The sequence below is a fragment of the Pleurocapsa sp. FMAR1 genome (genome assembly GCF_963665995.1).
In the GTDB taxonomy this organism is placed as follows: Bacteria; Cyanobacteriota; Cyanobacteriia; order Cyanobacteriales; family Xenococcaceae; genus Waterburya.
This window is the reverse complement of sequence record NZ_OY762512.1, coordinates 2253937-2279823: the sequence shown is the minus strand read 5'-3', so window position 1 is coordinate 2279823 and position 25887 is coordinate 2253937. Positions and strand designations below refer to the sequence as shown.

Here is a 25887-nt window from a genome sequence, read left to right as displayed (position 1 = left end):
AAAGTTTCAACAAGTCGGGGGATGCTTCATCTTACAAGGCATCCCCCGACTTCAATTACTCTACAGCCCATCCCAATTATTGTTGTTTCATCCAATTGATACACTGCTGTAATTGTTTTTTGGTGGTATCAACATCACCATGATAACGACGACCATGACCAGGTAAAACCCATTCAAAAGAGTAATTCGCTAATTTTTCCATGGATTTAATTTGTTCTGACCAAGAATACCAACAGAAGCGACGAAAAGCATAAAGATTTTCAAGGTATGGTGACCAGGCTAAATGATCTCCTGTAAATAGAAACTTGTTTTTATAGAGTAAAACAGTGTGTCCTTTACTATGACCTGGAACAGGAATAATCAATATGTCTGGAGTAAGCTCAACTGTATCAGTGCCAGATAGCTGAATTTCAACTTCTTGAGTAGATGGTTTTATATCGTCTGAATGTAAAATTCTCTGGCAATTAAAATGCTGTTGGAATTTTTGATGATCTGCCACATCATCTTGATGGGTAAGATATAAATATTTAATACCGCCTAAATTTTCTAAGCGTTTCACTAAAGGCGGTGCAAATCGAGGTGAATCAATTAAGATATTGCCTTCTGGTCTTTGAATGAAATAGCTAGCAGCACCATAAGAAGCTTCAGAATGATATCCACAGTGATAAACATTATCTTCTACGAGCAAAGGAAATGTCTGTTGAACTTGTTTTATATCTGTTGGTTTATTTACTGTACCAATAGAAGCGGTAGGACAAGATAGTAAAGCCTGCATTGCCAGTAGTTTATCTGCTCTAGTTTCTGGTTGATGATATACGGCAGAAGACGATGATTGACGATTAAATACATCTGCTGCCATCCAGCGACAAGTATCACAATCAATACAGCTAGAATCTACATAAAAATTACCGTCAACATTTTCAATTCTTTTTTCTTGTAAAGTAGCCATAATTATACTGTTGTGCCTCAACTTTCAAATAGAGATATGGAGATTATTTACAGACATATCTCTTTTATTTAAAGATCTAAATATTCTTTCATTCTATCTAATAGAGCTAAATTAATTGACTAACTAACGAAAGATAATTTCAGTGCCTAAAGAATGTAACATGGTTTTAGTAGGGCATAGAGAGTATATAGACGGTCATGTCATCAGTTAAAACTAACAAGCAAAAATCAAGCTTCTCTTTTTCCCAAGTCTGGTTAGGATTTAGTGTTGTCTTGATTTTGATCTTTTTTTCTGCACCTATCATCTGGCAGATGTTGACTTCAGTAAAACTAAATGAGGATATTTCGGCAATTCCCAATGTCTATTTACCTAGTAAGATTACCTGGGAACACTACACCGAACTGTTTAAGCGTCGTCCCTTTTTGACCTATATTTTTAATAGTGCCTTAGTAGCAAGCGTTTCAACTATTTTGTGTCTTGTCTTTGGTTCTCCAGCAGCTTACGTTTTGGCAAGAATGAATTTAAGAGGAGAAAAGCTAATTTTGACTGGAGTTTTAATTATTACTTTATTTCCTTATGTATTATTATTTTTAGGACTATTAGAAATAGTCAAAATTGTTGGTTTGGGAAATAATTACTTAGCTTTAATTATTCCTTACACTGCTATCAATCTACCTCTGACTATTCTGGTAATGAGAAGCTTTTTTCAACAGCTACCTAAAGAGCTAGAAGACGCTGCTAAGATGGACGGCTTTAAAACCTTGGGGATGTTGACGAATATAGTATTACCTATGACTTTACCAGCATTGGCAACCACTGGTATTTTGACTTTTATCTTCGCTTGGAATGAATATATTTTTGCTCTAACCTTTATTACCGAAGAAGCGAAGAAAACGATTCCTGTAGCTACAGCGCAGCTTGGAGGCGCAACTTTATTTGATATTCCTTATGGACCGATCGCCGCAGCCACAGTTTTGGGTACTCTACCATTAGTTATTCTTGTCTTAATTTTTCAGCGTCAAATTGTACAAGGACTAACAGCAGGTGCAGTAAAAGGTTAAGCAGTAGAAATAGCAATTTGAGCATTGTTTATGCCTGCCAAAAAATAACTTTTATTTATGAATTAGCCCCCAATGTATATCTCAGAAAGCGATAAGGCAATAATTCGTCAGCTAGTAGAAAAACAGCTACAGGCATTTCAACAAGGTCATGATGAAATAGCTTTTTCTTTAACTAGTCCAACTATTCAAAAGAAATTTGAGCAAGATGATTTTATGACCATGGTAAAAAACAAATATCATGCCATTGTTAAACCAAGATCGATTATGTTTCGTGGGTTTACTTTAGTCAACAACTACCCAGCGTTGGTATCGATAATTATGGCTCAGAATGGGGAGGTGACTCAAGGAGTTTTTATTGTCCAACATCAAAAAGACTACAGTTGGCGTATTCATGGTTATGAATTAATTTCTATTAATGAGAAAATAATTTAGATTAATGCGGGGGGAATCCCCGCAACGAAAGTGCTAAACCCGAAGATTCATTAGCTTTTAGGAAAATTACAATTTAAAAATCAGTTTAAACAATAGACATAGTGGGAGATACAATTTTTTGCTCATCGCTAGGATGCCAAATCTTACCATCTAACGCCATTTGTTCAATCAAGCTTGCTAGGCGTAAAGCTTTTAAAGCTTGCTCCCCACCAACGGAAGGGCGATCGCCTCCGCGAATACAGTTGACAAAATGTTCGATTTCAGCATAAATAGGTTCAGTATTGCTGGTATAAACTTTTTCAGTAATACCGTCTTGCTTATAGAGTTTTTGTTGTTCGGGTTGCAGATTAGGCTGTTGATGGCGATGAATCAGGATTTCGTTTTTGAGAAAATCAGTTTCAATTAAAGAATGCTGACAGTGTGCTGATAAACAGCGAATTTTACGGTGAGTAACCTTAGAAGCCGTCAAAGTTGCTATTACACCATTGGCAAAACCAAGATTAGCCGTTACGTAGTCTAAGTTTCCCGAACTATTAGAAGTATTTCCACTAGCACTTAGCCTAATTACTGGAGAAGCGGATAGTTCCAAAAGCAAGTCTATATCGTGAATCATTAAATCCAACACTACTGACACATCGTTTGCCCGATTAGAATAGGGACTCATACGACGAGCCTCAAGAGCTAAAATACTCTCAGTTTGGATTACTTTACTTAACTCACAAAAGGCAGGGTTAAACCTTTCGATGTGACCAACTTGCAAAATACAGCCAGTCTCAGCAGCTAAATTCACCAAGGATTCAGCTTCACTAATTGAGGCAGCAATGGGCTTTTCGATCAAAACATGAACTCCAGCCTTGAGACAGTTACTTCCTACTTCGTGATGAGCTTTGGTGGGAACAGCTATACAAACTGCATCCACGTCAGGCAGCATTTCTGCGTAATTTTCATAAAAATGAGTTTGATACCGACTAGCAATTTCAATGCCTCTTGCTAAATTACAGTCAGATACTCCTACCAGTTCAGTATCCTTTAACAAGCTCAGGATTCGGACATGGTGTTGTCCCATATTGCCTACGCCAATAACACCTATTTTAAAAGGCTGTGGCTGATTTTTAAAACCGCTATTTAGCGATCGCCCAGATAAATTATATTGCACTGTATTTAGATAAACTCCTCCACCAATGAGTTGATTAGTAAAACTGATATTTCAATTGCTACATAATCACCCAGATATTATCACAGAGATATTCATTGTGAATAATTTAGAAAATTGTCAAGCAAATTTCTAATTGTACTGTATGCGTGTATCTTAATATATCTTCATAGTTTCTACCAATAACTATTAAGAAGACTGGGTAGCTGTAGCAATTTTTTTTCTGTCTACAATTACCTTTTAGAATTAAGACAAGCCAGACTTGCACTTGCTGAAATGAATTCAGCGTGCTTCCTCGCTCAACGAGAAGGTTGAGGAAGATCTAAGCTTTAGCTTCATAAAGAATTTCATCTGATTGGATGACAAAATCGCGATCTAACCAAACCAAAGATATTTTTTGAACTCTTCGGTGGTCAAGTGAAACTAGAGAAAAATTGCGCTTGACACCTTCAGGGCTTTTTACTATACGGGGAACACAGGCAGAATTCAAGTATACAGTATTATCTCTAACCTCGGTTATAATTCGTTGTTGAGCGGGGGGATATTTAAGATGGTGGTGCATATGTCCAAAAGTCACTAGGGGAATAGATTTGCCTAGGCTTTGAACTTCGGCGATCGCTTTAGTAAGATCGGGATCGCCATAGTCCCCTCCCTCTGACTTCCAGTCTCGACCACAAATAGACTCTGGCTTGTCTCCCAGACCATAGGGACCATTGTGACCCATAAAAATCAAAGTGTTGTGTTGAGAATTTTGAGCAGAAGCGACAATTTGTCGGGTTGACTCTTCAAAGTTTTCGATCTGATAGCGATCGCTATAAAACTGACTATTTCTCCAGGTAGAGCCTCCCCAGCTAAAGGGACGACTACCCACCACCGATAAATCAAACTGAGGAAAATCTAGCCCAGAAAAACCAACATGAGCTTTGCCTAACAAGTCTAGCTGCTGCTGTACCCGATCTTCTAGAGAGCGATCGTAAGGAGCTTTTTGTCTACCCCAAGCTGAGGCACTATACCAAGCATCATGGTTGCCCATAATTACGGCTTTAGGCAGCTTAACTGCTGCAATTTTGCGGACTACTTCTACTGCTTCGTTACCAAAATCGCCGACAAACAAAACCAAATCAACACCAAGATGTTCTAGTGCTAGCTCATCTTGCTCATCCCATAAATCGTGGACATCTCCCACTACGGCTATGGTTATTCTTTCTTTTACCTGCGCCATTCAAACAAGATATAAAACTGTTTAATTATTACTTATTACTTTTTACTTATTACTTTTTACTTAAGCAAAGCCCTACTAGACTGCGCCATTATTTCTATTAAAAACTACCAAAATTGTTTTAAAGATTAGCTTGAGATCATATCGCAAATTCCAGTTGTGCTGATATTTTAGATCTAGCTTAATCACATCTTCAAAATTGCGTACCTGAGAACGACCATTTACCTGCCACTCTCCCGTCATTCCAGGCTTTACGTCTAATCTCTGCCACTCTGGTATTTGATATGTTTCTACTTCTTCTGGAGTTGGAGGGCGAGTACCGACTAAACTCATATCTCCTTTAAGAACATTCCAAAACTGCGGAAACTCATCGAGGCTAGTACGGCGCAAGAAGTGACCGATTTTAGTAATGCGCGGGTCATTATCGTTCTTAAAAAAAGCTCCACTAGCTTGATTTTCAACCTGCTTTTTCATTGCTTCGGCATTGGCATACATAGAGCGAAATTTCCAAATTTGAAATTTTTTGCCCATCCAGCCGCAGCGAGTCTGTTTAAATAGTATAGGACCAGGGCTGCCAAGTTTAATGACGATCGCAATGGGCAAAAAAATGATGACCATAATCATTAATCCCACTAATGCTCCCCCAATATCTATAATTCTTTTGACTATAGATCTAACTGAAGGATGAGTAGTTTCTCGGTGTTCTTTGTTTGACCATGCTGCTGAAGATTTTATGTTCAGTACGTCAACCAAACCCGTCATCGCCAGAGTAGCCATCACTGGAGGCTGAACTGATTCTAAAGCTAATTCAATGTCTTTTCCTTGAGCAGACTTCAAACTAGCAATAAGTGCGCCAATGCCACTGCTATCAATAAATCTGGTTTTGCTAAAGTCGAGAGTTATTTGCTGATGAGCAGTTTTTTGCTGCAATAAATTGCTGACAGTTTGCTTGAAGGCTACGGCCTCTAAAACTGTCAGACGTTCAGGTAGTTGTACGATCGCACTGTCCTGAAGAAGGGACTGGGGGAACCGAATATCCGGTGTCTCATCAATCATTAATTCTCAATTTTGGTTATTAGCAAAAGTAATTTATTTATTAGATGGAGATAAAAGCATTAAAGCAAGTTAAATAAACTTCTGACCATACGGTTATCCTATCTAATTTAACCGTTATTAACGACTATACTTTCTAATCCATTTGTAGGCTCAACTTAAATAGTATGAATAATGCCAGTAATCATTCATACATTCTTGGCTTAATTTTACACTTGATTTACTTATCTTGCTCAAAAGTAAAACCCATTGGCAAATATATGAGTTTGAGCTTAATTTTGCTTTAATCAAAATTTAGAGTCTATTTTCCCTTCTGCTGATCGGCTCTCTTCCCTCTTGTGTTCTAGCTTTTTCTCTAGTTGCACTGCGACGAAGAGCCTGTAAACGCTCTTCGTATTTTTTTCTTTTGCGACGACTAGGGGTCATTTCAACGAGTGTTTTCAAAGCACTGCCCAAACTTTTATAGGCATTGGGTAAAGAATAACCAAACCGAGTAGCTAAAGCGATCGCTTTTTCATCAGCTTCGATGGCCTCGGTAAGGGTCTTTTCGCTACTGTTTTTCTGCCACAGGCGATATCCTGAAATACCACACAAAGACATAGCCAAAAGCAATAATAAGCCATCCTGTACCCATAATTCCCCGACAGCACCACCCAAGCCAATAGCCAAAGCAGCCATTTCCCATCCTTCTTTAGGGATGCTATCATTTTGTACTCTAGCTACTTCATGCCAAAATAGCAAATTACGCTGATCGATGGCTAGATTGTCCCATTTAGCTAGATCGATCTGAATTTCAATTTCATCTTTACCAATTTCTTCACTACGGATGAGAGGAGGATTGACTTCTGTTGAGCCTTCGACAATTACCCAGCTTTGTAATTCAGGAGGAAGCAAGGTTTTAAGACGACGCAATTCGTTGATTTCTGCCCTAGCGGAAGTAGTTGCATAACTCATACTTTTACCAAATTAATATTTTAATTTTTAGCAATTTTTTAAGTGTACCCACTTTTTATCATATCTAAATTTAATTATTCATTTAAAATGCTTGGCTTAAAAGAGATTTACGATATGCTTGAGACTTAATAAATATTTGGGATTGGGAATTAATATACTATGCCCGCGTCAACTAAAAAATATTTAAAATATGTTTCTTTTCTAGGGGCTGGACTTATATTAAGCCTTATTGCCTTGGGGTTTGATCGTAATTTGGCGGCAGCTTTATCTCCAGATGTAGTGGCTCAAGGAAGTAAAGCGGTAGGGGGAGTCACTCAAGTAAATTTGTTTCAGGCGATCGTTTTAGGTTTCGTTCAAGGGGCTACAGAATTTATTCCTATAAGTAGTACGGCACACTTAAAAGCAGTTCCCGTTTTTTTGGGCTGGGACGATCCTGGGGTTGCATTTTCTGCTGTAATTCAGCTTGGTAGTTTAGCTGCGGTTTTATCTTATTTTTGGTCGGATATTAGTCAAATTACCACGGGAATGATTAGGGCAGTTCGTACTAGAAATTATGATTCTCAAGCTTTTTGGTTGGCGGTAGGAATTGCAGTCGGAACTGTGCCAATTGTACTTTTAGGTTTAATCTTAAAAGTTTTTGAACCGCCATTTTATGAAAATATTCTCAGAAGTATGCCGTCAATTGCCATTGTCTCGATTGTCATGGCTTTATTCCTGGCTTTAGCAGAAAGTGTAGGTAATCAAAAACGTAATTTCCAAGATTTAAAGCTCAAAGACGGCATTTTATTGGGTTGCGCTCAAGCACTAGCAATTATACCTGGGGTATCTCGCTCAGGTTCAACCCTGACGGCTGGTTTGTTTAATAATTTAGAACGAGCAACGGCAGCTAAATTTTCTTTTTTACTAGGTATACCTGCGATCGCTCTGTCTGGGTTTGTAGAATTAAAGGATATGGTTAGTAGTGGTGCAGCCAGTTCTGGGCTAGTTCCTCTAGTAGCTGGATTAATATCTTCGGCGGTATTTTCTTATTTGGCGATCGCCTGGTTGCTTAAATTCTTACAAAGAAGAAGTACCTGGGTATTTGTTTGGTATAGATTAGGATTTGGAGTCTTTATTTTGGCTGCCTTGGCTTTGGGATGGATTGAGAATGTATAAGGGATAAAGGATGAGAGCGCACAGGTAATGAATAAATTGTATACACACTGAGTTTTTTGCATTCAAGCAGTTACGCTCTCGGTAATGTTAGGTCAATTAAGTAATTTGGGAATATTTAGATTAGAACTCAAGTTAATCTAAACAATTAATTACTTTATATGACTCAATCAATTAACCAGTATATTGATATAACCCAAACTAATTTTTCTATCCAAATAGATAATATCCTCAATAAACGTCGCAAATTTGCAGAAAAAGTTAAAGTCACAAAAAGCAACATAGATAAATTACTAAAATGTTTAGAAAATCTCAATATCGAACAATTTAATATTATGAACGGGCTTAAAGATAAGCCCACTCGATTAAAATTAAAAAACGTCAATTTCCAAAACCTAATTAAAAAACTCAGAAAAGAACAAAGTCAGCTTGCAAAACTTCAATCTAGATTTAGCAGAGATACTCTTAATATTGCAGTATTTGGAATGGCTGGACAAGGCAAAAGCAGATTATTACAGACTTTAACAGGACTAAATGAAAACATAATCCCTAGTGGTAAAAGTGGAGACTGTACGGCTGTATTAAGTAGAATTTCTCATCTTTCAGGTTCAAATAAAGATAAAAAAACTAATATCATAGTCAAGTTTCATTATGAAGATTCTTTTTTAGAAGAAGTCATTATTCCTTACTACAAAGTACTAAAACTAGAACCTATACCTAAAAATATAAGTGATTTTGTAGAGAAGCCATTACCTCAATTACTAGATAAAAATGAACAGGTGAAGAAAACTAAATATAGCCATCTCGAAAATTTTCATACAAAACTAAAAGATGATTTCAAGAAAAATAATACTGATGTTTTATTAGACGGAAGTACTAAATATATTAATGAATCAGAACTTAGAAATTATGTTACTCAAGATAGTGAGGATAATCTTAAGTACTTAGGAGTCAAAGAAATCAATATTGAGTGTTCCTTTCCTAAATCAGAAGAAATGGGAATACAAAAACTTTCTTTTGTCGATATGCCAGGTTTTGGAGATGGAAAAAGCCATAATTTAGAAAATTCTTTGCGAGAAATTGGAGAGGAAATTGATTTTGTATTGTTGATGGTTATGCCAGATTTTAATGGCAGGATAAACCATGAAATTAACGATCAACTATATAGTTTAATTGATAAAAATGCTATTCCAAATCTGTCTCTTAAAGAGTGGTCTTTTTATGTTGCTAATTATTATCCTTCTTCGGATAAAGATAATAAATCAGCGTGTGAAAGCTTTTGTCAAACATATATGGGTAAGAATATTGTGGCAAATGTTGTTATGGCTAACTGTGCTGACGAAAAAGAGGTGACAAGCAACATTTTAAACCCCATTCTTCAACATTTAGCCACTAATCTTGAAAATTTAGATAGACAATATGCCAAAAATTGTCAAGAAGAATTAAAATCAGTTCAAAGTAATATTGAAATAGAGCTAAATAAAGCTTCAGTTTATAACCAAGAATCTACAACAAGTAATTTTGGCAATCTAACTACAAAATATACTGATTGGTTTAATATCTTTTTTGATAGTCTTGGAAATCAGTTAAATGATTTAGTTAATGAGATGACTGCAAAAGCTAAGCAAGCTGTAAACAATAATAATGATGATAATTTCAGAAATATTATCAATCATAAAATAGAGGAATGGAATAATAAAAGTTTTCTACCTAATTCTAAAAAAATAAATGAAAAAATTATGGAATTTGGAAAAGATCAACATCCTTCAGCAGCGATTACTTCACTTTTAAATATTATTAAAAGTGATATTACTAACCCATTTAATAACATAAATTCATTATTAGCCGAATCACTTGAAGTATCACAAATTAGAATAGCGGATGTATTAGTAAAGTCTGGTAATTTAAAAATAATTAACCCTGGAAATTCACGATTTTTTGAAGATTTTGAACAAAAAATACCTCAAGAATTAGATATTCAACACCTCAAAGCAGCAATCATATTCGTAAAAGAATATAACGTTACCTATGAAGCTATCATAACTAAAATAATTACTGTACAATCTGAAAAGTATTTAAAATACACTCCTGACTTTTGGGATCTAGAGCCTGGAATAACTAATAAGAGAAGAAACAACCCAGAAAATTACATTATTAGCGTTCTTACAAAGAAATGTCAAAAAGTGATCGATGGTTCTAGAGAAGAAATTAGAAAACTATCACTCAATCCACCTCAAGAATTTGCCAGTATGATAAGACAATTTAGAGACAAAGCTTTTCAAAATCCTCAAGTTAGAGATGATTGGCGTAAGTTTTTGAGTTATTATATAGCTGAAATTTTGCCAGACGAGTTTGATTCCAATACTGAAGATATTAAACTGAAACAAGAGTGGATGCAGATAGTAAAAGACGCTGAACAAGCTAATAGTTCAGATGCACTTAGCTTTTTGTTATAAGTAACTGTACTGCCGATGAATTAGGAAGTTGCGATCGCTTTGACCAAATTACAACTTCCTTCAACAGTTAATTCTTGATATCATCAAGCTATTATGAGTCAAGCTACTATTCAACCAGCCAAAATTAGCGGTGTATTGCCAGATTCGATTGCCGAAGAGATTGGGTTTGAAATTGGTGATGCGATCGTTTCGATTAATCAAACCCAACCACGAGATCTAATTGACTATCGTTTTTTGTGTAGCGATGAGTATTTAGAGTTAGAAGTAGTTGATACTGCGGGAAACACTCATCAGATTGAAATTGAGAAAGATTATGATGATGATCTGGGGCTAGAATTTGAAACGGCTTTATTTGATGGTCTAATTCAGTGTAATAATCATTGTCCATTTTGCTTTATCGATCAGCAGCCGACTGGTAAACGCCAAAGCCTTTACTTAAAAGATGACGATTATCGTCTCAGCTTTCTTTATGGCAGCTATTTGACGCTGACAAATCTGACAGATAAAGAATGGCGACGGATCGAACAGATGCGCCTTTCGCCTTTGTATGTTTCTGTACACGCCACCGAACCAGAAGTTAGAACTCGTTTGCTCAAAAACAATCGTGCTGGCTTAATCATGTCCCAGTTCGAGTGGTTTCAAGCAAGACGCTTACAGATTCATGCCCAGGTGGTAGTATGTCCTGGCATCAATGACGGAATACATTTGGCAAGAACTCTTTCAGATTTAGCCTCGTTCCATCAGGGAGATATTCCCGCAGTAGCTTCGGTGGCAGTAGTTCCCGTCGGCTTAACTAAGTTTCGTCCTTCAGAAGATGAGTTAATACCTATAGGTCAAGCTAAAGCCATGGAAGTGATCGAACAGGTACAGCAGCTACAGCAAAAGTTTATACAGCAGTTTGGCAGCAACTTTGTTTGGTTAGCCGATGAATGGTTTTTAATTGCCCGCCAGGATGTTCCCTCAGAATCTCACTATGAAGATTATCCCCAAATTGACAATGGCGTTGGTTCAATTCGTTTATTTCTTAAGCAATTTCAAGCCACGGCTAGAAAAATGTTACCCAAAGCAATTAATCAGCCTCGTCGTTTTACCTGGGTAGTTGGTAATGCAGTCGAACAAGCATTTAAACCTATAGTGGATCGGCTTAATGCAGTTAAGGGGTTGGAAGTTAATTTAGTTGCTCTAAATAGTCAGTATTGGGGACAAGAGATTACCGTTACAGGCTTGTTGACAGGACAGGATTTACTAGCAGGTTTAAAGGGAAAAGATATGGGGGAGGGAATTTTGTTACCTTCTTTGATGCTGAAGCACGACGATACAAAGTTCTTGGACGATATGACAGTTGCAGATGTTGCTCGCCAGTTGAAAGTAGCAATTTTTCCCGTAAGTGGTGTTAAGGAATTGATCGATCGCTGTCTTAAATAAGACTTATACTTTTAATTTACTCAAAAAGTTCTAATTAAGTCCAATCCTGTTCTTCCCCTGTTGCTGTGCGTCTATATACCATTCCTGCCCCGTGAATAACACGGGTTTTGGTATACAGTTCTTCTTCAGTTAGCTTCCAGCTGTCTAAAGCTACTTTTAAATCTCTTTGGATATCTCGCGCCCCAGGAAAGTTGCGATAGCGAATAATTAATCGTGCTAATTCTACCAATTCACGCTCATTAGGATCTGACTGCGTTTTTAGTAAATGGTCTACGGTGAGGCGATCTTTTTTATTCTGAGGATGGTTTTGATCTAAATTACCGTTAGCCATTGTCAAGGTTAAAAATCACTTACTTTTTACGTTTATTCTTCATCAAAGGAGGCAAAGGTTGAGGAGATGAACTAGGAGGTAAAAGATATCTAGCTGGCTCATTGGCGATCGCCCTGGGTTTTTTTTCTATTTGTCGCCAGCGCATAATAATACCTAATAAAGCAATCAATAAACCAACAGACAACAAACTCCCCCGTCCGCCCAATCCTCCTACTAGAGCATCAGTCGTTCCTAGAATCATAATAAAGCCAGAGACGGGTTCTCGACGATACACCGTTCTCAAAAATTTTGCGAATAAAGGATTCACTATCTTTAACTGCTACAAATAAAACTATAAAATTATTGTGCCTAACAAGTTATCTCATAAATTAGCACAATTGTCAGATCATTATCATCCTTCCTTAATTTGCTTGGCTGTATTAATCTTATTTTAGTAGAAATATATGAAGATAATTGATTGTCAATTTCCCCGCCACGGAAAAACTATTCAGCAGATATTTAATGATGCGATCGCCAATTCTACCGCTCTTTATGACTATCAGCCCAGAAGTTTAAACACAATTCAAAAGTGGCTAGAAGCAAAAGCAGAGAAATCTTATCCCGTTATCGGCATTGAAGATAGTCATGACTCTTTAATGGGATTTGCCACCTATAATGCATTTCGCGCTTGGGATGCTTATCAATATTCAGTTGAGCATTCAGTTTATGTGGATTCTGCCCATAGAGGAAAAGGTGTGGGCAAAAAGCTGTTGGTAGAGTTAATTCAAATTGCCCACCAGCAAAATTATCATACGCTGATTGGGGGAATCGACGGACAAAATAGCGTGAGTATTAGGCTGCATAAGTCTCTGGGCTTTGTTCACTGTGGCACTATTCAACAGGTAGGGTTCAAATTTAATCGATGGTTAGACTTGGAGTTTTACCAGCTAATTCTATCTACTCCAGAACAGCCGACAGAGAAATAAGGCAATATTATTTATGAGCTAAAAAATCTGGCTTTAGCTAGATGTGCCGCTTTGCCAACTTATATTTAATATAAATATATTTGATAAATTATAAAATTTTAGATGATTGAATTCTAATAAATCCTATGTTTAGAGGTAATCAAATCAAAACCGCAGCTTTATTAGGGCTGTTAAGCGGAATCTTAGTCTTGGGTGGTTATTGGGCAACGGGTACTGAACAGGGAGCATTAATTGGTTTGATTTTTGCTGCTATTAGTAGTTTTGGCTCTTGGTTTTATTCAGATAAAGCTGCCTTGGCTGCATATAAAGCCCAGCCTATTTCTCGCGAACAAGCACCAGAGCTTTATGATCTGGTGAAAAACTTGACTCAAAAAGCAGGTTTACCTATGCCCAAACTCTGCGTTGTGCCTACCCAAACTCCTAATGCTTTTGCTACTGGTAGAAATCCCGAACACGCTGCGGTGGCAGTAACCGAAGGGATTATGCAAATACTAGACAAAGATGAGCTTGCAGGAGTAATTGCTCATGAATTAACTCATATCAAAAACCGTGATACTTTGACTCAGGCTGTAGCCGGGACATTAGGTGGTGCGGTGACGTTTTTGGGCAGAATGCTTACTTTTGGGACAATGTATGGCTCTGTTAATCGAGATAATCGTCAGGGTGGGAATCCTTTTGGCATATTGATTTTGGTTATCCTCGCACCTATTTCTGCATCTTTAATTCAGATGGCAATCTCTCGTACCCGTGAGTTTTCCGCCGATCGCGGTTCAGCCGAAATTACAGGTAATCCCTTAGCATTAGCAAGTGCCTTAGAAAAATTAGAGTCCGTTGGTAAGCGAGTGCCGATGAATGGTAATCCTGCTTTTGAACCAGTTCTCATTATGAATCCTTTTTCTGGTGGTGGTTTACAGTCTCTGTTTCGCACTCATCCGCCTACAGAAGAGCGTGTACGTCAACTACAAAAAATAGCTAGAAATCAACAAAACAATACTTCTTTTGCTGCTAATTAATTATATGAAATCAAAACTTATTTCCCTCATAATGCTCGTCTGTATGTTTATGGCGATCGCCTTTACTCCCCTGAACTTAGCTTTAGCAGATAATAACGATGCCTCTGTTAAAAAAGCTGCGCAGGAAGTTACTAAAGATACAGGTGCTAAAAAACAGTTTGGCGAATCAGAAAATGGCGATCAGCTTTTAGATGATGCTCAAGCTAAAGCAAATAAAAATCTGAATGATTTGGCAGATAAAGCAAATTCTGACGAAGATCTCCCTGATAGCCAAAAACTATTTCTTAAGAATTTGCAGAAATAACATTAAGAGTTTTTTGCTGTTCCCGATCTGGTTGACTGACAAAAGATGAAGAGAAAAACCTGAGAATAGAGATTCAGTAAAGAGTTGAGGGATTGACACAAAGCAAGGGGAGTCAGCACTCTGAGATTAGATACCACTCATAATTTCAGAATACTGTGAATCAAAACTCCCGTCTCTACAATGCCTTGAATCAATGGATGAGTCAATAGAAGTTTGAAGACAGAAGTATGAAGGCGCGAAGTTTCAAGTTTGTTCGAGGGCTTGTACCTCATACGAAGTTTGAAGTTTGAAGTTTGAAGGAAGAAGGAATTCGGAATTCGGGAAGGATTTTTTGTAGCTCATACCTCACACCTCATACTTCGCGCCTTCATACCTCATACACAGGGCTATCGCCCAGATCGTCCGTCCTTCGGACGACTTCGATGCTTCGCATCGTGTAGGGCGAAGCCCTGGTACCTCTACCAAACCTCTTCCGTCGTGAACGACGGGGCTTGCAACTATAGTGGAACAAAGGACTTGTCCGCATGTAGGAGGAAGTAGCTGTTTACGAAGTTTGAAGGAAGAAGTTTGAAGGAAGAAGGAAGAAAGATTTTTTGTACCTCATACGAAGGAAGAAGTAGCTGTTTTACTTCATACTTCATACCTCATACTTCATACTTCATGCAGCTGTTTTACTTCATACACGGACTCTCTGTCCGTCGCCGTTCCCGAGGAGACGTCGGAACGCAGAGAGCGTTCACCTCACACTTCGCGCCACAGGGCTATCGCCCAGATCGTCCGTCCTTCGGACGACTTCGATGCTTCGCATCGTGTAGGGCGAAGCCCTGGTCAACCTAAAAACTTTCACTTTCATTTAGCAGAGGCAATTTGCTTACACAACGTACAGATTCACAAAGGTGAATTTTCTGGCAAAGTTCATGTGATTCTTGGTCGCAACAACGTTAACGGCGAACTATGGGCAATTGTCAGTAATGAAAAAACTACTCTACAAACCTTTGCTGAATATGGATTACGTTTTGATATCGAAGCGAATTTTTTAGATGACCAATCTGGTGGTTGGAATGTTCAACGCTCGATGATTCGAGATGTATGCGCTTTGTCCCGTTTGTGGTTTATCTTATCTGTGGCTACTCTCTACGTTAGTGCCCAAGGTGTTGAGGTAGTTCGTATTGGCAAACGAAGATGGGTTGATACTCATTGGTTTCGTGGTAATAGCTATTTTAGGATTGGTTGGGATTGGGTCAAAGCTGCACTCATTAATGGTTGGAATTTACTTCATTGCGTGACTTTCTCTAGTAATCAAGATCCCTCACCTGCAATGGCATCACGATCGCAATATCAAAAACGAGCAGATCAGTTGGAGTTCAAAGTTTTAACTTATTCCTACAATATTTCTTGAAAGTTTTGTCAGTCAATCAGGTCAGATGCTTATGCAGTTGCACCTAACTTGGGTGCATTATTCTTTGTTCTTTTAAGTATTTTTGGCTTCTCCTGAGATCATATATGTAAGGCAGAAAATATTTTTTTATAGGGATTCCTAATAAGACTCTTGCCTAGAAAGTTTATCTGGCTAGCATTTCGGCAATTTCTGATTAAAGCCAGATGAATTGATAAGCCTATCAAGCTCGCTAGCCGGATCTTAAATGACTTACGCTGGAATTTATGCTATGCTCGTCAGCATCTATTTTATTTTAAAAACGAGCCGTTCGTTTTATGGCAAGAGAGTCGAAGAAGACAGAAAAAAAACAGGTTAATTCTGGTAGTCTTTCTGGTAAGACATCTGTACATAAAAATGAAGAGGATGTACGTCAGGAAGTTCTACGCAACCTCCGCCAGCGTGGTTGGCGTGAAGAACAAATTAAGTGGAAGCCTGAATGGAGTGTTCCAGATACCCCTCATGATTTAACTAAAAGGGAGCGAGGGCAGAAGTTTGCAACCTGCGGCTCTTGTGACATAGTGCTGTTTGATGATGATTCTCGTGAATGGCACGCGCTTAAAGTAGTTATTGAGTTAAAAGCTCCAGATATCGACGCTGGAAGATCACAGCTATTTCGTTATTTGAGCAACGAGCCAATGGCAAAGATGGGCTATTGGTCTAATGGTTCACGTGGTTTAGCTGTTTATAAAACTGTAAATGGTAAATGGATAGAAATTGAAAATGCTCAGTTACCACGCCCAGGGGATGACCTAACACAACCGCCTTCAGAACCCTTGACTTGGGAGACGATGGATGAGCCATCTGAAGCGGAACTCACAGGTGCATTCAAAAGATTATTAAATGTGGTTGTGGCAAGTGACACTAGAGCGCAAAGGAGAGAAGTGCAGCTTCGAGAAATGGTTCACGTTTTGTTGATAAAACTTGATAGTGATGCTGATGCTTCTATGGATCCTAGCAATCCAGTTAGCTTTACCGTACAGGGGGATGAGCATACTCGTATATTTCGAACTGCGGAGCAGATTCGTCGAAGTTTCAAGGATCTGTATGCACGCCGACGAGACACAATTTTCTCGCGTGATGATCGAGACGAAATTCAACTAGATGATGCAACAATTTATCAGGCAGTTGTCGATCTTTCTCGATTTAGGCTGCTATTTATTAACTCAGAGGTTGTCGCCAAAGCCTTTCAAATCTTTCGTACTAAAGCGTTAAAATCTGGCGAAGGTCAGTTTCTTACACCGCAAAGAGTAATCCGACCATGTATCATGGCAATGGATATCCAATCAGGTGACAAAATTATCGATCCAGCATGTGGAACAGGTGGATTTCTAATGGAAGCTGTTCGTCAAATGGGTGAGCGTTTCCATAAAATTCATCCTAGTCGACCTGACCGCGTTGGACAACTTTTAACGAAATGGGCAAACGAGCGTGTCTATGGAGTTGATATAGATGATATTGGTGTCAAGCTTACTCGGATGCTGATGCTAGCTGTAGGAGATGGCTCTACGCACACTCTTATTGGTGATTCTATTTCCTCTCACCGATGGCAACAGCATTATCCACATTTACTTGCTCCCTTAATTGATGAACAATACACCGTTGTTATTACCAATCCTCCATTTGGCGCACAATTAAAAATTAAAGCATCTGATTCAAGAGCAGCAGGTTTTACGATTTCTAAAGCCGCATCTATGAGTCAAACAGATAGCCATGCTGATTTAGAGATTGGATTAATATTTCTTGAGCGTGCATGGAGATTGCTGCGTATTGGTGGTCGTGTCGGAATTGTTTTGCCAGAAACATATTTCTTTAGCCATAGCTACAGATGGTTGTCTGGATGGTTGGAAGACCGTCTAGAACTTCGAGGAATGCTTAATATTCCTATGGAGGCTTTTCAAGAATTCTGCCGAGCAAAAACTAACTTTTACATTTTTGAAAAAATCGGACTAGGCAAGAATGATTCTAGAACTGACTAACGGTCAGAGCGCAAAGGCAACGAAGTGCCGCATGCGTCGGTCGTCTTACGGCGGAGTAATCTCTGACCACGGAAGGCGGTCAAGCGCAAGCCCTGCATTTCTTGCGCATTCCCTTGCGCCCAGCCCTGGAGGGCTGCGACGTTCTTTCAGAACGGCGGCGAACTCCAGTTCGCGCGACGCGGGGTCGCTCCTTGTTTGCAAGGCGGAGAACGCTTGACTTGAGCTAAGAACATGAGAAAATTAAAGACTCCCAGGAGGTCAAATGAGCTTACCTAAACCGCATTGGTTCAGCCACAATCATATTATGGTTTCAACTGCTCAGACCTGTGGAATCTCTAAGTCTGGTGGGTTGCTGCCTAAATTTAATTCAGTCACAGGGCATAAAGTTCAAGAAATTGATCCAGAAACTGGTGAATTGATGGAAGCAGTGAATGACTGTCTGCTGCAAGATATGGAAGCATTAAGGGATGGTCTTGATAGTGATACATTGCATTTTATTAAACGTTCAAAGCTAGATTTAAGATTAGCTGTGCCTGTTTATTATGACCGCCGATATCATCAAGTTTTTACTGAGGCAATGTGCCAAGAACAATTTGCTGACTTTGAAACCATGACGCTTGGAGAAATGCTTCAGGATGAATACCTCACCATTAAAAATGGTCATGGTTCAGCCCCTAAAGATCTTCGAGTTGGAGAAGTTCCATACATCAAAGTATCCGATTTACGTGCTGGCTTGGTAAATATCAATCCTACTAATCAGGTTCCGTTTCAAACTGCTGAAAGATATTGGCGAGGTTCTACCTCTGGTTTATTAGCCTATGACTTGCTATGCCCTGAACGTGCAAGCAAAAATATTGGGGACTTCTGCGTTTTAATGCCAGGACAAGAGCAAATTCTTTTGACTAAAGAAGTTATTATTCTACGACCTGGCAATAAAGCAATCTTCGATCAGTTCTATTTATTGTGGGCAATGACACTAAAGATAGTTCGTGACCAATGGAACAGAGTAGTGTTTATGCAAACCAATCGAGAAGATGTTGGAAAACGATATTTAGAGATTGAAGTTCCCTTCCCTCCAAGCAGAGAAAGAGCCGATGAAGTTTCTGAACCTTTCCACAGCTACTTTATAACATTGGCAAAAGAAAGAGAGAAGCTTCGTAATTATTTAAATACAAGCAGCGCACACCACTTCTTTATTTCAGGAGCGGATAAAATAGCTGGAGCCGAAGAAACTTAGCTTAGTTAGTCCTTATTCAGCCTAACTATTTATTATGGGGAAACTTTCCGTGTGTTCGACGGTGATATCCTGGCTTATTCTTGATATCATGCCAAATAAGTGTAATATCAAGAATTTTTCTGGATATCATCCCGTAGAAAAACCTCCTAAAAAACCGCTTTAATATCGAGTCAATAGAAAGTGTAACGATAAAAATATAAAAATTCGATTGTGTAGCTAAGATTACTGCGACAATAGCTAAAAATGACTCATACTTAATCTATCTAAACAAGCACTGTTAAACTGAATAGCTATAGTTTATTACCGACAAAATGGTTTTAAATCGCCAAGCTCTAGAATCAAAACTCTTACAACAACTGTTGGCACATCCCGAACTGAATCTGGTAATTTGGAGCGATGAGGAATTATTAGCATCTATTAAAGCAACCTTACAACAAAAGTCTACTGACGAATTGTGGATTTTTGCCTATGGTTCGTTGATTTGGAATCCTTTATTTGATTATTTAGAAAGGCGTGTAGTCACAATTGAAGGCTGGCAAAGACAATTTTGTCTTGTAGCACCTGTTGGGAGAGGTACAATCGCCAATCCTGGTTTGGTATTGGGTTTAGAACCTGGCGATCGCTGTCAGGGAATTGCCTACCGTCTAGCTGTTGACGATAATTTAGAATCGGAATTACTTTTGCTGTGGCGTAGGGAAATGGTTATTGGTTCTTATGTACCGACTTGGATCACCGCCACAAATGGCGATCGCTCTTTAAGTATTTACGCGATCGCCAAATAGAAGTATTAGCTTTTACGGTTAATACCGAGCATTCAGCTTATGTAAAAAATTTATCTACCCAAAAAGTTGTCGAATCTTTAGCTACCGCTACAGGTGCGCTGGGTTCATCGGCAGAATATTTAAGTTCTACAGTACAAAGTTTGTTAAAAGCAGGTATTAAAGAACACAAGTTAATCGAGCTAGATCGTTTAGTTAAAAAAAGACAACAAGAACTCCAATCTTAATCATCATTTATAGCTTTCAGCTTTTAAATATTAATTTTATTTAGTGACGCTTTATTTTTTACTAGCAATAGTTGGCAAAGGAACACTCTTTGGCATTAAAAATAAGCCAATAAAAGCTGCAAGAGTAAGTACTTTTGCTTTCGAGCCAAAAAAGATAGTATAGCAATAGAGGTTTAACAAATGTTAAATGCTAAACCCCTAAAGGAAAAACTAATTAATTACAAAGCGAAATTAGCTTTGTAATTTAATTTAATTTAAACTACTATCAGAACTATAGCCTACAGCATCACGCATAAAAGTTAGTTGCTGGTCAAAACCTATTGCTTTTAAAGAGTCAAGTAATTCTTTGCCTTCAGAAGCTAACTGATAGTCGCTAGGAAACTCCACAACAGAACCCTGTTCCATTTCGGCTGCTAACTGATACCAGAAAAATAGTTTTTGGTTTGAAGAATATGATTTATAGGTATTAAATTCTTCGCGATCGCTACCAGATAAAATATCTTTTTGTACCTGTAGCTGATCGTCTTTTGACATTTTCTTGATACTATCAATTAGACTATTTGCTTGTTCTAAATTCTCGCCTTCTCTTTCTGGCTCTGCTGTAATTTTGTCTTTAGCAATATCTTTATATAGATACCACAAAACAGCTAATTGGTCGTCATCTTTTAAAGAATGAAGTTGGGAAATTTTGTTTTCTGCTACGCTCATAAAATATTTCTAAAATTTGTACATGATTTAGGCGCAAATTATTAGTTAGTTGATAATTTTTTTGCCTGCCTCTATGTTTATCATGAACAATAATCTCGATCTCAACACCTATAATTAGTTGTAGAAAAAAAAATCAATTAAGTATTTAAAACCAAACTTTAGTTAGAGGTGATTAACAAATTATTGTTTTTCATCATACTTTTTGGCAGTTAGGACAAAAATAATATCTGCGACCTCCAGAAATTTCTTTGATAATAGACGTATTGCAGACATAACAAGGTCTTTCTTCTCTGCCAAATACCCAGTGACGGTAATCTTGACGCTGGTATCCCTGTTTCTTTAACCGTTGGACTAATTTTAAATCGTTGGTAATTCCTTGGGTTTGATAAGACTGTTGGGGGACTTTGATGGCAGCTTTAGCCAATGCAGATATTTGTTGTTCGCTACAGTCAACAGGACGTAATGTAGGATGTACTCGCGCTACAAATAGTATTTCGCTACGCAGATAATTGCCTAACCCTGCTAAAAAACCCTGATCGAGCAGTAAGCTAGTAAAACGGCGACGCTGAAAAGACTTGTTTTGCAATCTGGCTTTAACTTTTCTAGAAGTTGTCTTGCTGTCTAAAACATCTAAACCCAAACGACTAAGAAAAGGATGAATGGCGATCGCCTTTTCGTCTAAAACTTCTATATTCGATGCACTGTAAAGTAACGCCGATTTCTTCTGGTTATGAATAGCTAATCTCAATTGACGCTTTGTATCGGGATAACTATAAGAATTGCGAATCATCCACTTGCCGTAAAGCTGATTATGACTAAATATACTCAAGCCATTATCAAAATGAATCAACATACCTTTACCCTTAGTATCTACCTTAATAATTAGCTGCTTTGCCAATATATCTTGGTATGGTTTGAGATGCTCGAAGGCAAAAAATATTTCTTTGATCGGTTTAAGAGCGATCGCTTTAGCTATTTTATCAGCAGCAATCTTGATCTCAGGGCCTTCAGGCATATTAATTAACCGTTAGAGAATAATTTAAGCACCCTCATATTTTAGAATTAATCCCTGAAGTGAGTAGCCCAAACATAGTTAATGTGCAGGTTATTCAAATTAATGTTATAATACAAAATAAGAACAAAAGATTAACGATTAAGTGTGCATTCAGTAACGAAGGTTTTTCCCATCAAGTATTGAGCTATTTCTTTCTAATAATCTTGTCACTCTAAACACAACATCAATTGAGGAGACAATAACAATATGTCTATTTATGTAGGTAACTTAGCCTATGAAATTAATCAAGAAGACTTAAGTGAAGTCTTTAACGAATATGGCTCTGTTCAACGAGTTGATATTCCCACAGACCGCGAAACAGGTCGAGCTAGAGGATTTGCTTTTGTAGAAATGAAGTCCGAAGCCAACGAAAATAAAGCCATCAAAATTCTCAACGGTGCAGAATGGATGGGACGCGATATCAAAGTTGACAAAGCCAAACCGCGTGACAGCAAAAAGAGCTTTGCAGGTTATCGAGTTAATACTTTCTAAGCTTGTTTGCTCGATAAATATAAAGCAATAAGATTTTAGGGTGGCATCTCTGCATAAAGTTGTAAAAAGATGCCGCATTTTTTTTACTTAAATCACCAACGCCCAATAAATTATCGCATTGCTAAAGACATCTTGTGACCAGGAGGTTTAAAAGCAAAATCTAATTTTTGCAAATCTTCTTTGGTTAACTTGATATCCAAAGCAGCACGATTTTCTTTGACGTGTTCGAGATTGGTAGCTTTCGGGATAGAAATGACATTATCCTGATGTAGTAACCAACTCAAGGCAATTTGGGTAGATGTGGCGTTGTGTTTGGCTGCAATATCTTTCAGCTTAGAATCATCAACAAAAGCTCGTTGCTCTACAGGAGAATAAGCCATGATCGCTAGATTGCGATCTTTGCACCAGGGAAGCAAATCCCATTCAATACCGCGACGCATTAAGTTATAAAGTACTTGATTAGCAACTATTTCTTCCCCTCCAGGCAAAGATAATCCTTCTTCCATATCATCCGTGTCGAAGTTACTAACGCCGTAGTCCAAAATCTTTCCAGCTTGCTTGAGATGCTGCAATCCTGATAGGGTTTCCGATAAGGGTACAGATCCGCGCCAGTGAAGTAAATATAGATCTAAAAAATCAGTTTTGAGTCGGGACAAAGAGCGATCGCAAGCAGCTATCAATCCCTGATAACTAGCATTATAAGGATAAAACTTACTAACCAAATATACCTCATCTCGATAAGGCGCGATCGCCTCTGCAACTATCTTTTCTGCACCACCTTCTCCATACATCTCGGCAGTATCAATCAAAGTCATTCCCAAATCAATTCCTAGACGCAGCGCATCTATTTCTGCTTGTTTTTGGCTGGCTTTTTCCCCCATGCGCCAAGTACCCTGACCAAGTATGGGTATTTCTTTTGCCGATTTTAGCCGTAGTGTTTTCATAAATTTGTCGAAAAATCGTCTATTTATGATTATGACGGGATTTCAAGACTTGTGATCGAATTAAGCTAAATCTCAAGTTGAAAAATAATTATCGAGCGATCGCCTTGTCTAAAAACGAAAAGAGCGATCGCATCTTCTGCTCGTTTATTGCTGTTCAAACCCTGTTAATATTTGTTTAATTTCTTTGGTAGATATATCTTCTCGCTCTGATTTTGGGCGTTGCTGAATCGAGGTATGAATTAGATTTATTATCCTTTCTATTTAATCTTAAAAGGCTTATAGCTTGTAGCCTACAGCTTAAAACTACGAATTTATCAGCGGTAGGATTATTAAATACAATAGTCATTTTTTAACTAATTTGCTTTGATATATTCTATTGCTTCGAGCAAGGCATCAAGTATTACTTCAAAACTATCGTCAGTAGATCGAGGTAAAGTTAATAATCCAGACTGTTCTAAGGTAATAAAGCCAAAAATTGTCGAATTTACCATTCGCATGATGTCGATCAATTTGGTTTTACTTAAGCCTTGAGAATCTAAAAGAGTTTTGAACAAACCCTGCGACTGTTGAATTACTAAAGCTGACTCAGGATCGTCTGACTGCAACTGAAACTGCATCATTACTTGAAATAGTCCAGGATGCGATCGCGCAAAATCTCGGCTAGCTAATCCTCCAGCCTTCAAACAAGCACGAGGTTCTTTTATATTTGCAGTTTTCTGACTCAATTGGGCGAAATAAAGTTCATAAATCGCTAATGCTACTGCTTTTTTTAATTCTGCATTTCCTTGAAGATGTTTATAAATAGCAGGGGGTTTAATACCCAATTCCCTAGCTACGCGATTGACACCTAAAGCCGATGCTCCTTCTTGTTCGATACAGGCGATCGCAGCATTAATTACATCTTGTTTAGTTAAGGAATTTTCTTTGGTTGGACGACCCATTTTTCATTGAACGTTAAACATTTATCATTTGTCATTGCGAGATTTTGGCAATATATTCTATGCTTTTCGATATTTTAGTTAATAGAGTTAACTAAATGTGAATATAATTAACTTAATTAAATCTATTTTATTAGGTTATTAGCAATGAATATAGTATTTGCTACTGCCAGTCAACTGGCGCAGATGATTCGGGATAAAGAAGTTTCAGCAGTAGAAGTTTTAAATGCCTATTTAGAACAAATTAAAAAACATAATGGCAAAATAAATGCGATCGCAACTTTAAACACAGAAAAAGCTAAACAAAAAGCAATTGAAGCAGATGAAGCTATAGCCAAAGGCGAAAACTGGGGAGCGTTACACGGTGTACCAATTACCCTTAAAGATACCTTTGAAACCAAGGGATTACTTACTACCGCAGGCTATAAACCTCTTAAAAATCATCTTCCTAAACAAGATGCAACGGTTGTCTCGCGTCTTCGTCAAGCGGGAGCAACTATAATCGGTAAAACTAACCTTGCGGAAATGGCAAGTGATTATCAAAGTACCAACGATATTTTTGGACGGGTTAATAATCCTTGGAATTTAGATTACACTCCTGGAGGTAGTTCTGGCGGTAGCGCAGCAGCGATCGCTGCGGGTTTTTCAGCTTTAGATTTGGGTAATGATGCTTCTGGTTCAACTCGTCAGCCAGCACATTTTTGTGGTGTATATGCCCTAAAACCAACAGATCGCCGTATATCAACAGCAGGACATATTCCCGAAGCTCCAGGAATGCCTAAATGTATTCGTCAGTTGATGACCGTTGGTTCTTTTGCTCGTTCCATTGAAGATTTACGACTATGTTTATCTTTAACTGTAGGTGCAGATCCACGACAGCCAGATGTTCCTCCTGTTCCTTTAGATACAGTTGACGAAAAATCTTTACAAGATATACGCATAGTGTGGTCAGATAGTTGGCAGAAAATGCCCGTCGCTGCGGAGATTAAAACGGCAATAAATTCGGCAATAAATAAACTTAAGCCAGTATGTGCAGATACTTCACGCTGGAAATCTCCACCATTTGATTTACAAGAAGCATTTAAAGTTTGCGATCGCTTAACAGCACTAAACTTTGTTTATTCACAGCCAATAAGTTTTGATGATGCTAAAAAAACTTTACCCGTTATGTTTCGAGAAGCCACTCAGGGAGACAAAGAACTACGAGATTTAAGCAACCTGAGTCAGTTTTTACCCTCATTACTAAATCCTTCTCTCAAACAATATTTTGAACTTTTGACTCAACGCGATCGCCTTATTGCTCAGTTAGACAAAGCATTAGAACCTTGGAATGTTTGGCTATGTCCCGTTGCCATGACAACTGCCTTTACTCATCGTCCTCAAGGTGCGGTCATCGAAATAGAAAAACGTAAAGTTCCTTATTTTCTAGCAAATGGTGGCTATACGATGCTATTTAATCTTACAGGACATCCTGTAGTTGTAATTCCTATCGGACAAAGTGAGACTGGATTACCGATAGGGATGCAAATTATCGGCAAAAGATGGCGAGAAAGGTCGTTACTGGCGATCGCCAAAAAGCTTGATGAAGTAGTGGGAAATTTTCAAACTCCATCTTTGTAAACAAAAT

At 38.1% G+C, this 25887-nt stretch carries 26 protein-coding genes; 15 read left to right on the top strand and 11 right to left on the bottom strand.

Annotated elements, in window-relative coordinates:
- Nucleotides 1-76 precede the first annotated feature (76 nt).
- A complete protein-coding gene (locus SLP02_RS11090) occupies nucleotides 77-949 on the bottom strand; it encodes an MBL fold metallo-hydrolase (RefSeq protein ID WP_319420717.1) in 873 nt (290 codons plus the stop codon).
- Between the two features lie 197 nt (nucleotides 950-1146).
- On the opposite strand from SLP02_RS11090, the gene SLP02_RS11085 reads away from it, so the two are divergent.
- Together SLP02_RS11085 and SLP02_RS11080 are read left to right on the top strand one after the other, a co-directional pair.
- Nucleotides 1147-2010 (top strand): carbohydrate ABC transporter permease, encoded by an 864-nt coding sequence (locus SLP02_RS11085; protein WP_319420716.1) that lies wholly within the window; start codon nucleotides 1147-1149, stop codon nucleotides 2008-2010.
- Nucleotides 2011-2082: 72 nt separating this feature from the next.
- Entirely contained in the window at nucleotides 2083-2442 is a 360-nt protein-coding gene (locus tag SLP02_RS11080) for a DUF4864 domain-containing protein (protein ID WP_319420715.1), read from the top strand.
- An 85-nt stretch (nucleotides 2443-2527) separates the two neighbouring features.
- Here SLP02_RS11080 and SLP02_RS11075 read toward each other — a convergent pair whose 3' ends face one another.
- The 4 genes from SLP02_RS11075 to SLP02_RS11060 form a co-directional block, all read right to left on the bottom strand.
- The gene (locus tag SLP02_RS11075) at nucleotides 2528-3598 is read right to left on the bottom strand and encodes a Gfo/Idh/MocA family oxidoreductase (RefSeq protein ID WP_319420714.1); all 1071 of its coding nucleotides are present in this window, start codon (nucleotides 3596-3598) and stop codon (nucleotides 2528-2530) included.
- Nucleotides 3599-3917: 319 nt separating this feature from the next.
- On the bottom strand, nucleotides 3918-4817 hold the full coding sequence (locus SLP02_RS11070) for a TIGR04168 family protein (RefSeq protein ID WP_319420713.1): 900 nt from the start codon (nucleotides 4815-4817) through the stop codon (nucleotides 3918-3920).
- Nucleotides 4818-4892: 75 nt separating this feature from the next.
- On the bottom strand, nucleotides 4893-5870 hold the full coding sequence (locus SLP02_RS11065; RefSeq protein WP_319420712.1) for an anti-sigma factor antagonist: 978 nt from the start codon (nucleotides 5868-5870) through the stop codon (nucleotides 4893-4895).
- A 291-nt stretch (nucleotides 5871-6161) separates the two neighbouring features.
- A complete protein-coding gene (locus SLP02_RS11060; protein WP_413467166.1) occupies nucleotides 6162-6821 on the bottom strand; it encodes a DUF3318 domain-containing protein in 660 nt (219 codons plus the stop codon).
- A 159-nt stretch (nucleotides 6822-6980) separates the two neighbouring features.
- Between SLP02_RS11060 and SLP02_RS11055 the strand changes: the two genes are divergently transcribed.
- From SLP02_RS11055 to SLP02_RS11045, 3 genes are all read left to right on the top strand, one after another.
- On the top strand, nucleotides 6981-7976 hold the full coding sequence (locus tag SLP02_RS11055) for an undecaprenyl-diphosphate phosphatase (RefSeq protein WP_319420711.1): 996 nt from the start codon (nucleotides 6981-6983) through the stop codon (nucleotides 7974-7976).
- 158 nt (nucleotides 7977-8134) lie between these two features.
- Nucleotides 8135-10429, top strand: coding sequence for a dynamin family protein (locus SLP02_RS11050; RefSeq protein ID WP_319420710.1), 2295 nt, complete (start codon nucleotides 8135-8137; stop codon nucleotides 10427-10429).
- Between the two features lie 93 nt (nucleotides 10430-10522).
- On the top strand, nucleotides 10523-11854 hold the full coding sequence (locus tag SLP02_RS11045; protein WP_319420709.1) for a TIGR03279 family radical SAM protein: 1332 nt from the start codon (nucleotides 10523-10525) through the stop codon (nucleotides 11852-11854).
- 34 nt (nucleotides 11855-11888) lie between these two features.
- Here the strand turns inward: SLP02_RS11045 and SLP02_RS11040 are convergent, their stop codons facing one another.
- Nucleotides 11889-12185: a DUF3288 family protein gene (locus SLP02_RS11040; RefSeq protein WP_319420708.1), complete on the bottom strand. Its 297-nt coding sequence runs from the start codon at nucleotides 12183-12185 to the stop codon at nucleotides 11889-11891.
- A gap of 19 nt (nucleotides 12186-12204) precedes the next feature.
- A complete protein-coding gene (locus SLP02_RS11035; RefSeq protein WP_319420707.1) occupies nucleotides 12205-12492 on the bottom strand; it encodes a hypothetical protein in 288 nt (95 codons plus the stop codon).
- Nucleotides 12493-12628: 136 nt separating this feature from the next.
- Between SLP02_RS11035 and SLP02_RS11030 the strand changes: the two genes are divergently transcribed.
- From SLP02_RS11030 to SLP02_RS10995, 8 genes are all read left to right on the top strand, one after another.
- On the top strand, nucleotides 12629-13150 hold the full coding sequence (locus SLP02_RS11030) for a GNAT family N-acetyltransferase (protein ID WP_319420706.1): 522 nt from the start codon (nucleotides 12629-12631) through the stop codon (nucleotides 13148-13150).
- 125 nt (nucleotides 13151-13275) lie between these two features.
- Nucleotides 13276-14163, top strand: coding sequence for a zinc metalloprotease HtpX (locus SLP02_RS11025; protein ID WP_319420705.1), 888 nt, complete (start codon nucleotides 13276-13278; stop codon nucleotides 14161-14163).
- A 4-nt stretch (nucleotides 14164-14167) separates the two neighbouring features.
- Nucleotides 14168-14467 (top strand): hypothetical protein, encoded by a 300-nt coding sequence (locus SLP02_RS11020; RefSeq protein ID WP_319420704.1) that lies wholly within the window; start codon nucleotides 14168-14170, stop codon nucleotides 14465-14467.
- Between the two features lie 919 nt (nucleotides 14468-15386).
- On the top strand, nucleotides 15387-15866 hold the full coding sequence (locus tag SLP02_RS11015) for a hypothetical protein (protein ID WP_319418707.1): 480 nt from the start codon (nucleotides 15387-15389) through the stop codon (nucleotides 15864-15866).
- A gap of 314 nt (nucleotides 15867-16180) precedes the next feature.
- Nucleotides 16181-17881, top strand: a complete 1701-nt coding sequence (locus tag SLP02_RS11010) for an HsdM family class I SAM-dependent methyltransferase (RefSeq protein ID WP_319420703.1) — start codon at nucleotides 16181-16183, stop codon at nucleotides 17879-17881.
- 262 nt (nucleotides 17882-18143) lie between these two features.
- Nucleotides 18144-19118 carry a hypothetical protein gene (locus SLP02_RS11005; RefSeq protein ID WP_319420702.1) on the top strand — a complete coding sequence of 325 codons (975 nt, stop codon included), beginning with the start codon at nucleotides 18144-18146 and terminating at the stop codon, nucleotides 19116-19118.
- Nucleotides 19119-19429: 311 nt separating this feature from the next.
- Nucleotides 19430-19900 carry a gamma-glutamylcyclotransferase gene (locus SLP02_RS11000; protein ID WP_319420701.1) on the top strand — a complete coding sequence of 157 codons (471 nt, stop codon included), beginning with the start codon at nucleotides 19430-19432 and terminating at the stop codon, nucleotides 19898-19900.
- A complete protein-coding gene (locus SLP02_RS10995) occupies nucleotides 19843-20124 on the top strand; it encodes a gamma-glutamylcyclotransferase (protein WP_319420700.1) in 282 nt (93 codons plus the stop codon). The genes SLP02_RS11000 and SLP02_RS10995 overlap by 58 nt, the downstream gene beginning before the upstream one ends.
- Nucleotides 20125-20373: 249 nt before the next feature.
- Here SLP02_RS10995 and SLP02_RS10990 read toward each other — a convergent pair whose 3' ends face one another.
- Nucleotides 20374-20832, bottom strand: coding sequence for an orange carotenoid protein N-terminal domain-containing protein (locus tag SLP02_RS10990; protein ID WP_319420699.1), 459 nt, complete (start codon nucleotides 20830-20832; stop codon nucleotides 20374-20376).
- Between the two features lie 193 nt (nucleotides 20833-21025).
- Nucleotides 21026-21847 (bottom strand): endonuclease VIII, encoded by an 822-nt coding sequence (gene nei, locus SLP02_RS10985; RefSeq protein WP_319420698.1) that lies wholly within the window; start codon nucleotides 21845-21847, stop codon nucleotides 21026-21028.
- 246 nt (nucleotides 21848-22093) lie between these two features.
- On the opposite strand from nei, the gene SLP02_RS10980 reads away from it, so the two are divergent.
- Complete coding sequence (locus SLP02_RS10980; RefSeq protein WP_319420697.1) at nucleotides 22094-22378, top strand: RNA recognition motif domain-containing protein; 285 nt, start codon at nucleotides 22094-22096, stop codon at nucleotides 22376-22378.
- 110 nt (nucleotides 22379-22488) lie between these two features.
- Here SLP02_RS10980 and SLP02_RS10975 read toward each other — a convergent pair whose 3' ends face one another.
- Entirely contained in the window at nucleotides 22489-23322 is an 834-nt protein-coding gene (locus SLP02_RS10975; protein ID WP_319420696.1) for an aldo/keto reductase, read from the bottom strand.
- A gap of 353 nt (nucleotides 23323-23675) precedes the next feature.
- Nucleotides 23676-24263, bottom strand: coding sequence for a TetR/AcrR family transcriptional regulator (locus SLP02_RS10970; protein ID WP_319420695.1), 588 nt, complete (start codon nucleotides 24261-24263; stop codon nucleotides 23676-23678).
- 144 nt (nucleotides 24264-24407) lie between these two features.
- Between SLP02_RS10970 and SLP02_RS10965 the strand changes: the two genes are divergently transcribed.
- Complete coding sequence (locus SLP02_RS10965; RefSeq protein WP_319420694.1) at nucleotides 24408-25880, top strand: amidase; 1473 nt, start codon at nucleotides 24408-24410, stop codon at nucleotides 25878-25880.
- Nucleotides 25881-25887: the final 7 nt, after the last annotated feature.